Annotated in this window: 11 protein-coding genes; 3 read left to right on the forward strand and 8 right to left on the reverse strand. The window is 65.5% G+C overall.

All coding sequences use genetic code 11. The features are described from left to right. Window positions 1-52 precede the first annotated feature (52 nt). From rseP to rpsB, 8 genes are all read right to left on the reverse strand, one after another. Entirely contained in the window at window positions 53-1,429 is a 1,377-nt protein-coding gene (gene rseP, locus U0034_RS01730; protein ID WP_085226093.1) for an RIP metalloprotease RseP, read from the reverse strand. A 13-nt stretch (window positions 1,430-1,442) separates the two neighbouring features. Next, window positions 1,443-2,666 carry a 1-deoxy-D-xylulose-5-phosphate reductoisomerase gene (locus U0034_RS01735; protein ID WP_085226091.1) on the reverse strand — a complete coding sequence of 408 codons (1,224 nt, stop codon included), beginning with the start codon at window positions 2,664-2,666 and terminating at the stop codon, window positions 1,443-1,445. A gap of 28 nt (window positions 2,667-2,694) precedes the next feature. Beyond that, window positions 2,695-3,516: a phosphatidate cytidylyltransferase gene (locus tag U0034_RS01740; protein ID WP_085226089.1), complete on the reverse strand. Its 822-nt coding sequence runs from the start codon at window positions 3,514-3,516 to the stop codon at window positions 2,695-2,697. After that, complete coding sequence (gene uppS, locus U0034_RS01745) at window positions 3,510-4,292, reverse strand: polyprenyl diphosphate synthase (RefSeq protein WP_085226087.1); 783 nt, start codon at window positions 4,290-4,292, stop codon at window positions 3,510-3,512. Before uppS ends, U0034_RS01740 begins: the two co-directional genes overlap by 7 nt. A gap of 64 nt (window positions 4,293-4,356) precedes the next feature. Continuing rightward, a complete protein-coding gene (frr, locus tag U0034_RS01750) occupies window positions 4,357-4,917 on the reverse strand; it encodes a ribosome recycling factor (RefSeq protein WP_085226085.1) in 561 nt (186 codons plus the stop codon). A gap of 96 nt (window positions 4,918-5,013) precedes the next feature. After that, the gene (gene pyrH / locus U0034_RS01755; protein WP_085226083.1) at window positions 5,014-5,727 is read right to left on the reverse strand and encodes a UMP kinase; all 714 of its coding nucleotides are present in this window, start codon (window positions 5,725-5,727) and stop codon (window positions 5,014-5,016) included. 223 nt (window positions 5,728-5,950) lie between these two features. Next, window positions 5,951-6,832, reverse strand: a complete 882-nt coding sequence (gene tsf, locus U0034_RS01760) for a translation elongation factor Ts (protein ID WP_085226475.1) — start codon at window positions 6,830-6,832, stop codon at window positions 5,951-5,953. Between the two features lie 160 nt (window positions 6,833-6,992). Then, window positions 6,993-7,742, reverse strand: a complete 750-nt coding sequence (gene rpsB, locus U0034_RS01765) for a 30S ribosomal protein S2 (protein ID WP_085226473.1) — start codon at window positions 7,740-7,742, stop codon at window positions 6,993-6,995. Window positions 7,743-8,246: 504 nt separating this feature from the next. On the opposite strand from rpsB, the gene map reads away from it, so the two are divergent. The 3 genes from map (at window position 8,247) to U0034_RS29200 (ending at window position 13,540) form a co-directional block, all read left to right on the forward strand. Beyond that, on the forward strand, window positions 8,247-9,053 hold the full coding sequence (gene map, locus U0034_RS01770; RefSeq protein WP_085226081.1) for a type I methionyl aminopeptidase: 807 nt from the start codon (window positions 8,247-8,249) through the stop codon (window positions 9,051-9,053). A gap of 103 nt (window positions 9,054-9,156) precedes the next feature. Then, complete coding sequence (locus U0034_RS01775) at window positions 9,157-11,724, forward strand: [protein-PII] uridylyltransferase (RefSeq protein WP_085226079.1); 2,568 nt, start codon at window positions 9,157-9,159, stop codon at window positions 11,722-11,724. Between the two features lie 82 nt (window positions 11,725-11,806). Next, window positions 11,807-13,540: a pseudouridine synthase gene (locus U0034_RS29200; RefSeq protein WP_085226077.1), complete on the forward strand. Its 1,734-nt coding sequence runs from the start codon at window positions 11,807-11,809 to the stop codon at window positions 13,538-13,540. Window positions 13,541-13,594 lie beyond the last annotated feature (54 nt).

Consider the following 13,594-nt stretch of genomic DNA (forward strand, 5'->3'; position numbering starts at 1 on the left):
TGTTTTAGCTACACTCGTCCTCGGCGGCTGCCAACGCGCACCGCCGGACGCTTTAGAAGTGGATTAAACGAGCCAGATCGTTGAAGAGCGCGACCGCCGACAAAGCGACGATGCATACGAGGCCGGCTCTTTGCAGAACGAGTTGCCAACGCTCCGATACGGCCTTGCCGGTCGCAGCTTCAACCAAATAATATAACAGATGCCCCCCGTCCAATACGGGAATCGGCAATAAGTTCAACACGCCGAGACTGATGCTGACGAGCGCCAGAAAGGAGAGGAAAGGCGCGAGCCCCAGGCGCGCGCTCTTGCCGGCATAGTCGGCAATGGTGACCGGGCCCGACAGATTCTTGATCGAGGCCTCGCCCGTGAGCATGCGGCCGAACATGCGCAGCGAATAAACGCCGATATCCCACGTGCGGCGCGTGCCGCGCACGACGCTCTCCGCGGGCCCGTAGCGCACGTCCACCGTCGAAACCTTGGTCGCGAGCGCCGCACCGATGCGGCCGATCTCGAGCCCCGTCTTCGGGTCGCGCTGTGCCGCCGGCGTGATCGCGAAAGAAAGCGGCTCGTTCGCTGCCTGTGGGCGCAGCACCTGAAGCGCGAGCGGCCGGCCCGCGTGTGCCTTGACGTAAGCAATGAAAGCGTCGGCGCCATCGATGCGCCTGCCGTCCACCGCGCGCAATAAATCGCCGGGCGCGAGCCCCGCGCGCTCGGCGGCGCTGCCGGGCTCGACACCCGCCACCGACAGCGAGCCGCCTTCGCCGAACCCGAGCTTCGCCATGAAATCGTCGTCGACGTCATGGTCGGAAACCCGCGTCAGGTCCACCGGGAAATCGAACGTGCCATGTCCATCGCGCGCACGCAAGACGATGCGCCGATGGTCGAACGTGGCATCGAGCAGTTTCCAGCGCAGGTCCGACCATGAGCGCACCGGCTCCATCTGGCCGCCTGGCTCGCTCGCGATCGCCACGACCGTCTCCCCGCCCTCGAAACCCGCGCGCGCGGCCGCGCTGCCGGCAGGCGGCGTGGCAAGCGTCGCCGTGGGTTCGACCACGCCAGTCGCGAACACGGCGGCAAAAAGCGCGATGGCGAGCACGAAGTTCGCCAGCGGCCCCGCCAGTACGATTGCGATGCGCTTGGCCACATGCTGGCGATTGAACGCGAACCGGAGGTCCTCGGGTGCGATGCCCGGCCCCGGATCGCGCTCGTCGAGCATCTTGACGTAGCCACCGAGCGGCAGCGCGGAAATCGTCCACTCGGTGCCGCTCTTGCGCCCGACCCAGCGCACGAGCGGCCGCCCAAAGCCGATCGAGAACCGCAGCACCTTGACGCCCGCGAGCCGCGCCACGCCGTAGTGCCCGAACTCGTGCACGACGACGAGCACCCCGATCGCGACGACGAAGGCGGCGATTTCGATCAGCAGGTTCATCGCGGCCTCACTGTCATTGCAACGCGCGGTCCGCCCCGCCGGCGCGGGTCGGCACACGGCCGCCCATCGGGCGCGCGGCGATGAACTCGCGTGCCGCACGGCGCGCCGCGGCATCGACGTCGAGCACGTCGTCGAGCCCCTCCGGGCGGCGGTTCGGCAACGCGTCGAGAACCGCGCCTACCGTCGCCGCGATCTCCATGAAGCCGATCCGGCGCTCGAGAAATGCCTCGACGGCCACCTCGTTGGCGGCGTTCAGTGCCGCGCTGGCGATGCCGCCCGCGGCCAGCGCCTGCATCGCCAGTGCCAGGCATGGGAAGCGGTCGTAATCGGGTTTCTCGAAGCTGAGCGAGGCCACCTGAACCAGATCGAGCTGTGCAACCCCCGAATCGACGCGCTCCGGATAGGCGAGCGCGTGAGCGATCGGCGTACGCATGTCGGGGTTGCCGAGCTGTGCCAGCACGGAGCCGTCCGCATACGAGACGAGCGAATGGATAACGCTTTGCGGGTGAATCAGCACGTCGATGCGCTCGCCGGGCAGGCCGAAGAGCCAATGCGCCTCGATGACTTCGAGGCCTTTATTCATCATCGTCGCCGAATCGACCGAGATCTTGCGGCCCATGACCCAGTTCGGATGCCTGCAGGCTTCGTCGGGCGTGACATCGAAGAGCGTGGCCGGCTCGCGCGTGCGAAACGGTCCGCCCGAAGCCGTCAGGATGATCTTCGATACGCCGCCATGCTCGGAAACGGCGCGCGGCAGGCATTGAAAGATCGCGTTGTGCTCGCTGTCGACGGGCAAGAGCGTCGCGCCGTGATCCCTCACGGCGTCCATGAAGATGGCGCCCGACATGACGAGGGCTTCCTTGTTGGCAAGCAGGATCCGTTTGCCTGCGACAGCGGCTGCCAACGTCGGCGCAAGGCCGGCCGCGCCGACGATCGCGGCCACCACGGTGTCGCAGCCGTCGCTGGCAGAGACTTCGACAAGCGCGTCGGGCCCATACGCCACGCGCGTCGGGCAGCCCGCCGCACGCAGCCGGGCTTCGACGGCGGCTGCCGTGGCGGCATCTCCGACGACGGCCACTTCGGGCGCGAATTTCAGGCATTGCGCGACGAGTTTGTCGCCGTTGCGATGCGCCGTCAGCGCATAGACCGAGAAACGCTCCGGATGGCGGGCGACGACATCGAGCGTGCTGTCGCCGATCGAGCCCGTGGAGCCAAGCAGTGTCAATCGTTTTTTCATATCCGTTTCCCTGAGTGCGCCGCGCGCTTCACCCGATGAGCAGCATCGCCAGCGGCAGCACCGGCAGCAGCGCGTCGATGCGGTCCAGCACGCCGCCGTGGCCGGGCAGCAGGCCGCTCGAGTCCTTCACGCCTGCCTGGCGCTTCAGCAACGATTCGAACAGATCGCCGACGATGCTGAACGCAACGAGAAAAGTCAGGGCCAGGCACGCGCGGCCCCATCCGAGCCGCATGCCGAGCACCGTGAAGAGCGTGGGCGCCAAAAACTGCGAGGCGATCGCCACCACACCGGCGATCATCACCGCGAGCCACCCGCCGAGCGCGCCTTCCCACGTCTTGCCCGGGCTGATCGCCGGAGCGAGCTTGTGGCGACCGAACCCCTTGCCGGCAAAGTATGCGCCGATGTCTGCGAGCCATACGACCAGAAGCACCGATAGAACGAACGATACGCCCATTGCGCGGGCGACGACGAGGGCATGCCAGCAGGCGACGAAAAGCAGCAAGCCGGTGAGGAACAGGAAGAGGCGCCAGGCCCCGTGCGCGAGCTGCGGCTTGCGCACGAGAACGAAGGGCCCCGCGAGCACCCAGAAAACGGCCGCCGCCTCGAAGAGCGGCCGCGCCGCGCGTGGGCCGGGCGGCAGGCGCGTGCTTGCAGCCACGGCGAGCGCGGCCACCGCCGCATATCCGATTGCCGCCGCCGCGGGAAGCTTGAGCAGCCGAGCCCATTCCCAGGCAGCCAGCACGACCACGAGCCCGATGAGGGCGCCGAACGCGCCGATCGGCGCGTACAGGGTTACGGGAACGAAGACCGCCAGAAGTACGAGCGCCGTGGCGACACGGGTCTTTAGCATGAGAGAGAATCGACGTCCTGCGATTGCGGCTCGAGTTGCGCGCTCGTGCGGCCGAAACGGCGCTCGCGCCGCGCATACGACGCGATCGCATCCGAGAGCGTTTGCGCGTCGAAATCGGGCCAGAAGGTGTCGGTGAAATAAAGCTCGGTATAGGCGAGCTGCCAGAGCAGAAAATTGCTGATACGCGTTTCGCCGCCCGTGCGAATGAACAGATCGGGCTCCGGCGCGTAGGCCATGACCAGATGCTGGGCGAGCGTTTCCTCGTCGATCGTCGGCGCCCGGCCCTCGCGCGCCGCGTCTTCGACGATCTTTCGGGTGGCCTGCAGGATGTCCCAGCGGCCACCGTAATTTGCCGCGATGGTCAGCGTGAGCCGCTCGTTGCGGGCCGTCTTCGCCTCGGCGCGGCTGATCAGATCCTGAATGCGCGAGTCGAAGCGCGAGAGATCGCCGACGACACGAAGACGGATGCCGTTCGCATGGAGCTTGCCGACCTCGCGCTCGAGCGCCGTGACGAAGAGCCGCATGAGGAAGGAGACCTCTTCGACCGGCCGCCGCCAGTTTTCGGAGCTGAACGCGAAAAGCGTCAGATATTCGACACCGGCCTTCGCGCACGCCTCGACGGCCGCGCGCACCGCATCGACGCCGCGCGTATGTCCCGCCACGCGCGGCAGGCGGCGCTGCGTCGCCCAACGGCCGTTGCCGTCCATGATGATCGCGATGTGGCGCGGGACTGCTGCGACGTCAGGCACGCGAACGGTTGAGCTGGTGTAGGTCATGGCCGCCGGGACGAATAACTGCAAAAAACAACCGATACGAGATGATGAGTCGGACCGGGCGGCATCAGACCGTCATGATCTCGGCTTCTTTCGTATGGACGAGCTTCTCGATCTCGGCGACGTATTTGTCGGTCAGCTTCTGGACTTCGTCGCCGGCACGGCGCTCGTCGTCTTCCGAGATTTCCTTGTCCTTCACGAGCTTCTTCAACTGCTCGTTCGCGTCGCGGCGCAGGTTACGCACGGCAACCTTGGCCGTTTCGCCCTCGCTCTTGACGACCTTCGTCAATTCCTTGCGGCGCTCCTCGGTGAGGGCCGGCATCGGCACGCGGATGAGATCGCCCTGCGTAGCGGGATTGAGCCCGAGATCCGACTCGCGAATGGCCTTTTCGACGACGCCGACCATCTTCTTTTCCCACGGCTGCACGCCGATCGTGCGCGCATCGATCAGCGTCAGGTTGGCCACCTGGGAGATGGGCACGTTCGAGCCGTAGTAGTCGACCTGGATGTGGTCGAGCAAACCCGTGTGGGCGCGCCCAGTACGAATTTTCGCCAGATCGTTCTTGAACGCCTCGATCGAACGCTGCATCTTCTGCTCGGCGCCCTTTTTTACGTCTGCCACACTCATTTGAACCTCCGAACCTTCATGACAGTGCGCGGGCGCCGCGCGCGGATCGTCGGATCCTCGCCGCGTGCCGGGCGCACCCCGCGTTGAAGCGAGAGTTTACACGTGGACGAGCGTGCCCTCGTCCTCACCTTGAATGATGCGCTTGAGCGCGCCGGGCTTCGTGATCGAAAACACGCGAATCGGCAGCTTCTGGTCGCGGCAAAGCGCAAATGCCGTGGCATCCATCACCTGCAGATTGCGGCCGATCGCCTCGTCGAAGCTGATGGTCGCATAGCGCGTCGCGCTGGGATCTTTGTTCGGATCCGCCGAGTACACGCCGTCGACCTTCGTCGCCTTCAACACCACTTCGGCGCCGATCTCCGAGCCGCGCAGCGCGGCCGCGGTGTCTGTCGTGAAAAACGGGTTGCCCGTACCGGCCGCGAAGATGACGACTTTGCCTTCCTCGAGCTGACGGATCGCGCGCGGCCGAATATACGGCTCCACGACCTGATCCATGCGCAGCGCCGACTGTACGCGCGCCTCGATGCCGGCATGCCGCATCGCGTCTTGCAACGCGAGCGCGTTCATCATCGTCGCGAGCATGCCCATGTAGTCGGCCGTTGCCCGGTCCATGCCCGCTGCGCCGCCCGCGACGCCACGGAAAATATTACCGCCGCCGATCACGACTGCCAGTTGGGTACCGAGGCGCACGACCTCGGCGACATCGGTCACCATTCTCTCGATCGTCGCGCGGTTGATGCCGAAGGCGTCGCCGCCCATCAAGGCTTCACCGGAGAGTTTGAGGAGAACGCGTTTGTAGGCAGTGGGCATAGCGGTATCCGATCGCGCCGAAGGAGATGACAACAATGTGGAACTGTAGGGGTGAAACCCGAATTGGAGCAAGCGTCGCCACCGTGCGCCGCGGCATGGCGCACCAAGCTGCGGCAAAAAGCTTGCGCACGGTGACTAGGTACTTACCCTTAACCGACTTGCGACAGCCAAGGGGCGCGACGGGTGGTATTCCGCCGCGCTTGCGGTTCGATGCCGAACGCGATTACTGCTGTTTGGCGGCCGCGACTTGCGCAGCCACTTCAGCCGCGAAGTCGTCCTGACGCTTTTCGATGCCTTCGCCGACCACGAAGAGCGCGAACTGCTGCACGGACGAGTTGGCCGCCTTCAGCATCTGTTCGATCGTCTGTTTGTCGTTCTTGACGAACGGTTGGTTCAACAGCGAGACCTCCTTCAGATACTTCTGCACGCTGCCGTCCACCATCTTGGCGACGATTTCGGCGGGCTTACCCGACTCGGCGGCCTTTTGCTCGGCGATGCTGCGCTCTTTCGCGATGAGCTCGGCCGGCACGTCGCTGGCGGACACCGACACCGGCTTCATGGCGGCGATGTGCATCGCCACGTCCTTGCCGACTTGCTCGTCCGCGCCCGTGTATTCGACGAGCACGCCGATGCGCGTGCCGTGCAGATAGGCGGCAACCTTGTTTGCCGTCTCGAAGCGCACGAAGCGGCGGATCGAGAGGTTTTCGCCGATCTTGCCGACGAGCGCGAGGCGCGTCGCATCGACGGTCTGGCCGCCCAGCGACAAGGCCGAGAGGGCCGCGACGTCAGCCGGGTTTTGCGTGGCGACGAGTTCGGCCACCTGCTTGGCAAACGCGTTGAAGTCGTCGTTCTTGGCCACGAAGTCGGTTTCGCAGTTCAGCTCGACGAGCGCACCGGCATTGCCGCCGATGAACGACGCGACGACGCCTTCCGCCGTCACGCGCGAGGCCGCCTTGCTCGCCTTGTTGCCGAGCTTTACGCGCAGGAGCTCTTCGGCGCGGCCCATGTCGCCGTCGGCCTCGGTCAGCGCCTTCTTGCACTCCATCATCGGCGCGTCGGTCTTCGCGCGCAGTTCTGCCACCATGCTTGCGGTAATTGCCGCCATCATTCGCTCCTTGAGTCTGTCTTCCATAGGCCGCCCGCATTCGATGCGAACGGCAGTCGTTCGTTCGCGCCGCACTCAAAAAATCGCGACGCACGAGCGGCCGCACCTTAAAAAAAGGGGGCCCTCTGGAAGCCCCCTTTTTTGCCGGCCGCGGGGTTGCTTACGCCTCCCCGTTGACCTCGACGAATTCGTCGCCATCGCCGCGCACGGCCTGAACGACTTCGTTCACGGCATTCGCACGGCCTTCGAGGATCGCATCGGCCACGCCGGCGGCGTAGAGCGCCACCGCCTTGCTCGCGTCGTCGTTACCGGGGATCACGTAGTCGACACCCTCGGGCGAGTGGTTCGTATCGACCACCGCGATGACGGGCACGCCGAGCTTGTTCGCTTCGGTGACGGCAATCTTGTGATAGCCGACGTCGACGACGAAGATTGCATCGGGAATGCCGCCCATGTCCTTCACGCCGCCGATCGACTTCTGCAGCTTCGCGATCTCGCGCTCGAACAGCAGCCCTTCCTTCTTGCTCATGCGCTCGAGCTCGCCCGCCTCGACCGACGCTTCCATGTCCTTCAGGCGCTTGATCGATACCTTCAGCGTCTTGAAGTTGGTCAGCATGCCGCCGAGCCAGCGCGCGTTCACGTACGGCATGCCGCAGCGCTGCGCCTCTTCGGCGATGATTTCACGCGACTGGCGCTTCGTGCCGACGAAAAGGATCGTGCCCCGATTGGCCGCCAACTGACGCACGTACTTCAGCGCGTCGTTGTACATCGGCAGCGTCTTTTCGAGGTTGATGATGTGAATCTTGTTGCGATGACCGAAGATGAAGGGGGCCATCTTCGGGTTCCAGAAGCGCGTTTGGTGACCGAAATGGACACCGGCTTCCAGCATTTGACGCATGGTGACTGCCATGAAAATCTCCACGAGGGTTGGGTCTTAAGCCGGCTGCCGTACCGGCCACGCCGCTTGCACCGGAACCGGCGGTTTTCCGCCCGACACCTGTACACTGCGTGGCCCGGCACCCTGAATGCGCCGGCTCGCGAATCGGCGTGCGACAAACACTTGCGCACGCCCCTTTTAGCCGCCTGCGCGCGCCGCACACTTCGGTGCGCCCGACACCCGCGATGCAGGTGCCGAAAAAGCGGAAGACGACTAGCCCGCAAGTATAGCACGCAGGCATTACGGCCCTCAAGAACCCACTTCGCCGCTCGAAACGGGAATGCGGGGGTGGAACAGGAACAGGGACGGCCCAGGGCACATCCGACGATGAGTGACGGGCTCAGTGACGGGCTGAGTGACGGGCAGGCGGGTCTTCGAGGGAAACGTCGCGCCAGCCGGCAAAGGCGCCCCCCAGGCGCGCCATATGGTGCATATGGTGCGATAATCGCGAAATTCCACGTCTTTTGTCCCGCATCCATGGCCACCACGATCAAGAACGAGCACGACATCGCCGAAATGCGCGTTGCGTGCCGTCTCGCGAGCGAAGTACTCGACTACATCACCCCGTTCGTCAAGCCGGGAGTGACGACGGCCGAGCTCGACCGGCTCTGCCACAACTACATGCTCGATGTGCAAGGGACGATTCCCGCGCCGCTCAATTACCAGCCGCCCGGCTATCCGCCGTACCCGAAGGCGACGTGCATCTCGGTCAATGACGTCATCTGCCACGGCATTCCTGGCGACAAGATCGTCAAGAACGGCGATGCGCTCAACATCGACATCACCGTCATCAAAAACGGCTACTTCGGCGACACGAGCCGCATGTTCATTGCCGGCGAGGGCTCCATTCTCGCCAAGCGGCTTGTGCAAACCACGTACGAATGCATGTGGCTCGGCATCGAGCAGGTGCGCCCCGGCGCGCGGCTCGGCGATATCGGCCACGCCATTCAGCGCCACGCGGAAGCCGCCGGCTACAGCGTCGTGCGCGAGTACTGCGGCCACGGTATCGGCACGGTCTTTCACGAAGATCCGCAGATCCTGCACTACGGGCGGCCCGGCACCGGCCTCGAACTGCAACCCGGCATGATTTTCACGATCGAGCCGATGATCAACGCGGGCCGCCGCGAAATCCGAACGATGCCCGATCAGTGGACGGTCAAAACACGCGATCGCAGCCTTTCCGCGCAATGGGAGCACACCGTGCTCGTGACCGAAACCGGCTTCGAAGTGCTCACCGTCTCGGCGGGTACGCCCGAACGGCCGCGCCTCGCCGTCGCGGCCTGACACCGGCCGTGCGTGCGGACTGCCATCGCGCAGGCACCCGCACGCCGTCCGCCGCGCCTTTCCTTCGCCCCGTTGCCCGACCAGCCGCACTCGAGTCGCCCCCATGAGCGTACCCGCCGCCCTGCCCGATCCCATGTCGCTCAAAGCCGATTACCGCATCGCCAAAACAGCGCTCCTCGAGCGCTTCAAGGCGGCCGGCAACGTCGATGCAGCCATGCGCGCGCTTTCGCGCACCACCGACGACGCGTTGCGCCGCGCCTGGCTCGCATGCGAGATGCCGGCAGCGCTCGCCCTCGTCGCGGTGGGCGGCTATGGACGAGGCGAGCTCGCGCCCTTTTCCGACATCGACATCCTGGTCCTGCTGCCCGAGGCCCCTGACGCCGGGCTCGAGGCACGCATCGAGCGGTTCATCGGCATGGCGTGGGACCTCGGGCTCGAGCTCGGCAGCAGCGTGCGCACGGTCGGCGAATGCATCGAAGAGGCCGAGCGCGACATCACCGTGCGTACCTCGCTGCTCGAGGCGCGGCGGATCACCGGCAGCACCACGCTCTTTCAGCGGTTCGCATTGCGCTTCAACGAAACGCTCGACGCCCGCGCCTTCTTTCAGGCCAAGGTCCTCGAAATGCGGCAGCGGCACGCCAAATTCCAGGATTCGCCATACAGCCTCGAGCCGAACATCAAGGAGAGCCCGGGCGGACTGCGCGACCTGCAACTGATTCTCTGGATCGCGCGCGCAGCCGGCTTCGGCAGCAGTTGGCGCGAGCTCGACGAACGCGGGCTCATCACCGCACGCGAAGCGCGCGAGCTGCGCCGCAACGAGGGCTTTCTCAAGAGCCTGCGCGCGCGGCTTCACATCATCGCGGGCCGCCGCCAGGACGTCCTCGTGTTCGACTTGCAGACGGCGGCTGCCGAAAGCTTCGGCTATCGTTCCGACCAGGGCCGGCGCGCGAGCGAGCAGATCATGCGGCGCTATTACTGGGCAGCCAAGGCCGTCACGCAGCTCGCAACGATCCTGATCCAGAACATCGAGGCCCAGCTCTTTCCGCGCACGAGCGGCATTACGCGCGTATTGTCCGACCGCTTCGTCGAGAAGCAGGGCATGATCGAGATCGTAAGCGACGACGCATTCGAGCGGACGCCGAGCGCGATTCTCGAAGCATTCCTGCTCTATGAAGCCACACCCGGCGTCAAGGGGCTTTCGGCCCGCACGCTGCGCGCCCTCTACAATGCGCGCGAGATCATGGATTCGCGCTGGCGCAAGGACCCCGAAAACCGGCGCCTGTTCATGGCGATTCTCAAGGAACCGCAAGGCATCACGCATGCGCTGCGGCTCATGAATCAGACGAGCGTGCTCGGCCGCTATCTGCTCAACTTCCGGCGCATCGTCGGACAGATGCAGCACGACCTCTATCACGTCTATACCGTCGATCAGCACATCCTGATGGTGCTGCGCAATCTGCGCCGCTTCGCGCTTGCCGAGCACGCTCACGAATATCCGTTCTGCAGCCAGTTGATGGCCAATTTCGAACGGCAGTGGGTACTGTATGTCGCCGCGCTCTTTCACGACATCGCCAAGGGCCGCGGCGGCGATCACTCGACACTCGGAATGGCCGACGCCCGGCGCTTTTGCCGCGAACATGGCATTGCGGGCGACGACGCCGCGCTCGTCGTCTGGCTCGTGCAACAGCACTTGACGATGAGCCAGGTCGCACAAAAGCAGGATACGAGCGACCCGGCCGTGATCGAGCATTTCGCCCGGCTCGTCGGCAACGAGCGGCGGCTCACGGCACTTTATCTGCTCACCGTCGCCGATATCCGCGGCACGAGCCCGAAGGTCTGGAACACCTGGAAAGGCAAGCTGCTCGAAGACCTCTATCGCATGACGCTGGCCGTGCTCGGTGGCGCCCGGCCCGACGAGCACTCCGAGCTCAAGGTGCGCCAGGAGCAGGCGCTTGCGCTGCTGCGCCTCGAGACGGTGCCCGAAAACGCGCACCGTGCGCTCTGGGAGCAGCTCGATGTCGGCTACTTCCTTCGCCACGACGCCGCCGACATCGCCTGGCAGACGCGCGTGCTCTATCGGCACGTCGAAGCCCAAGGCCCGATCGTGCGCGCGCGGCCGTCGCCGATCGGCGAGGCATTGCAAGTACTCGTCTATGTGCGCGACCGGCCAGATCTGTTCGCCGGCATCTGCGCCTACTTCGAGCGTAACGGCCTGTCCGTGCTCGATGCGCGCATCAACACGACGCGCCACGGCTACGCGCTCGACAACTTCATCGTTGCTCATCCGGAAGGCGACGTGCAGTATCGCGACATCGCCAATCTGGTCGAACAACAGCTCGCTGCATGGCTTTCGTCGGGAGAACCGCTTCCCGAGCCCTCCAAGGGGCGGTTGTCGCGGCTCTCGCGCACGTTCCCTATCACGCCGCGCGTCGATTTGCGCGCCGACGAGCGCGGGCAGTACTACATCCTGTCGATTTCGGCGAATGACCGCCTGGGTCTGCTCTATTCGATCGCCCGCGTGCTCGCCGAGCACCGTGTGGGCGTCCACGCGGCGCGCATCAATACGCTCGGCGAGCGCGTCGAGGATGTCTTCCTGCTCGACGGGCGAGGCCTGTCGGACAAGCTGCAGATTCAGCTGGAGACGGAGTTGTTGCGCGCCATCGCGCTCTGAGCACCTTTTATCGGGCGGACCGCGCCCCGCGCCCGGAGTGGGCCGGGCCGGCCGTACCTTTTCTTTTGCTTTTTGAATACTTATGCGCGCCAAACTGACAGCCAAGCATCCACGACCGGCCTCGCCCGCTCGCGCCCCGGTCCGCCCCGGCAGCGCCTCGGCACGCAAGCCGGTACGACCGGCCGCGACCGCTCCGAAAACCGCCGGCAAACCCGCGGCACCGCGCAAGGCCGGTGGTGCGTCCGCAGGCTCGCCGAGGCCGGCGAAAGCGCCTCGCGCGTTCGAGGGTGCGGCGAAGCCGAGAGCAGCTCGCGCGTCCGAAGCGGGCGAACGGTCCAAGACACCGCGTACCTTCGAAGGCGGAGCGAAGCCCAGAACCCCTCGCACCTCTGAAGCAGGCGAACGGTCCAGGTCTCCGCGTAGCTTCGAAGGTGGAGCAAAGCCCAGAACCCCTCGCGACTCAGAAGCAGGCGAACGGTCCAGGTCTCCGCGTACCTTCGAAGGCGCAGCGAAGCCCAGAGCCCCTCGCGCCTCCGAAGCAGGCGAACGGTCCAGGTCTCCGCGTAGCTTCGAAGGTGAAGCAAAGCGCAGAACCCCTCGCAGCGCAGAAGCAGGCGAACGGTCCAGGTCTCCGCGTAGCTTCGAAGGTGAAGCAAAGCGCAGAACCCCTCGCAGCGCAGAAGCAGGCGAACGGTCCAGGTCTCCGCGTACCTTCGAAGGCGCAGCGAAGCCTAGGGGCCCTCGCACCTCTGAAGCAGGCGAACGGTCCAGAACGCCGCGCACCTTCGAGGGTGCCACGAAGCCGAGAACGCCGCGGGCGAAGCCGGATGGCACGCCTCGGCCCGCCCGCGCCGGCGGGGCCGAGCGTGCCACGACGCGTGTGCCGGCAGCCCGCACACGCGCACCGGGCCGCGGCGCCGCAGCGGCGGACGTCTCGCGCGGCAGATCGTCTGCTCCGCGCAAGATCGCGCAGCCCGTCAAAGCATCGCGCGACCACGAGGCAGCCGTTGCCGCGCCGCGAACGGAGCATCCGGCACATGAAGCCTACGAGCCGGCTCCCGGCACGGTCCGACTCTCGAAGCGTATGTCCGAACTGGGTCTGTGCTCGCGCCGTGAGGCTGACGAGTGGATCGAGAACGGCTGGGTCAAGGTGGATGGCGAGCGCGTGGATACACTCGGTGCACGCGTGCGCCCAGAGCAGCACATCGAGGTCACGCGTGACGCCCACGCCGCGCAGGCGCGCCGCGTGACGATTCTGCTCAACAAACCGATCGGCTACGTGTCGGGTCAGGCGGAGGATGGTTACGAGCCAGCAGCGGTACTGATCACCGCAGAAAACCGCTGGGAAGACGACCGGCTGCCACAGCGCTTTTCAACGTCCCATTTGCGCACGCTCGCACCTGCTGGACGACTCGACATCGACTCCACAGGGCTGCTCGTCCTGACGCAGGACGGCCGCATCGCCAAACAGTTGATCGGCGAGCACTCGGAAATCGAAAAGGAGTATCTGGTGCGGGTCAACTACGGCGAGCGCACAACCGATATCGACCGCCACTTCCCCGCCGAAAAGCTCGCGCTGCTGCGATTCGGGCTCTCGCTCGACGGCGCCGCGCTCAAGCCGGCGAAAGTCAGCTGGCAAAACGGCGAGCAGTTGCGCTTCGTCCTGCGAGAAGGCAAGAAACGGCAGATCCGCCGCATGTGCGAACTCGTGGGCCTGCATGTGGTGGGACTCAAGCGCGTGCGGATGGGGCGCGTGACGCTAGGCGCGCTACCGCAGGGCAAATGGCGCTACCTGCGGCCTGACGAGGCGTTCTGAAGCCTGCCGATGATGGGGGCCGGCACGCACCCGCTGACGCCGCAGGCCGCAGCC

The organism is Trinickia caryophylli (assembly GCF_034424545.1).
GTDB classification, from domain to species: domain Bacteria; phylum Pseudomonadota; class Gammaproteobacteria; order Burkholderiales; family Burkholderiaceae; genus Trinickia; species Trinickia caryophylli.

Bases quoted from the DNA above. Each gene is read 5' to 3' on its own strand.
- rpsB (WP_085226473.1), bottom strand. From the start codon at position 7,742: ATGGCAGTCACCATGCGTCAAATGCTGGAAGCCGGTGTCCATTTCGGT.
- U0034_RS01735 (WP_085226091.1), bottom strand. From the start codon at position 2,666: ATGAAAAAACGATTGACACTGCTTGGCTCCACGGGCTCGATCGGCGAC.
- U0034_RS01740 (WP_085226089.1), bottom strand. From the start codon at position 3,516: ATGCTAAAGACCCGTGTCGCCACGGCGCTCGTACTTCTGGCGGTCTTC.
- uppS (WP_085226087.1), bottom strand. From the start codon at position 4,292: ATGACCTACACCAGCTCAACCGTTCGCGTGCCTGACGTCGCAGCAGTC.
- rseP (WP_085226093.1), bottom strand. From the start codon at position 1,429: ATGAACCTGCTGATCGAAATCGCCGCCTTCGTCGTCGCGATCGGGGTG.
- tsf (WP_085226475.1), bottom strand. From the start codon at position 6,832: ATGGCGGCAATTACCGCAAGCATGGTGGCAGAACTGCGCGCGAAGACC.
- U0034_RS29200 (WP_085226077.1), top strand. From the start codon at position 11,807: ATGCGCGCCAAACTGACAGCCAAGCATCCACGACCGGCCTCGCCCGCT.
- frr (WP_085226085.1), bottom strand. From the start codon at position 4,917: ATGAGTGTGGCAGACGTAAAAAAGGGCGCCGAGCAGAAGATGCAGCGT.
- map (WP_085226081.1), top strand. From the start codon at position 8,247: ATGGCCACCACGATCAAGAACGAGCACGACATCGCCGAAATGCGCGTT.
- U0034_RS01775 (WP_085226079.1), top strand. From the start codon at position 9,157: ATGAGCGTACCCGCCGCCCTGCCCGATCCCATGTCGCTCAAAGCCGAT.
- pyrH (WP_085226083.1), bottom strand. From the start codon at position 5,727: ATGCCCACTGCCTACAAACGCGTTCTCCTCAAACTCTCCGGTGAAGCC.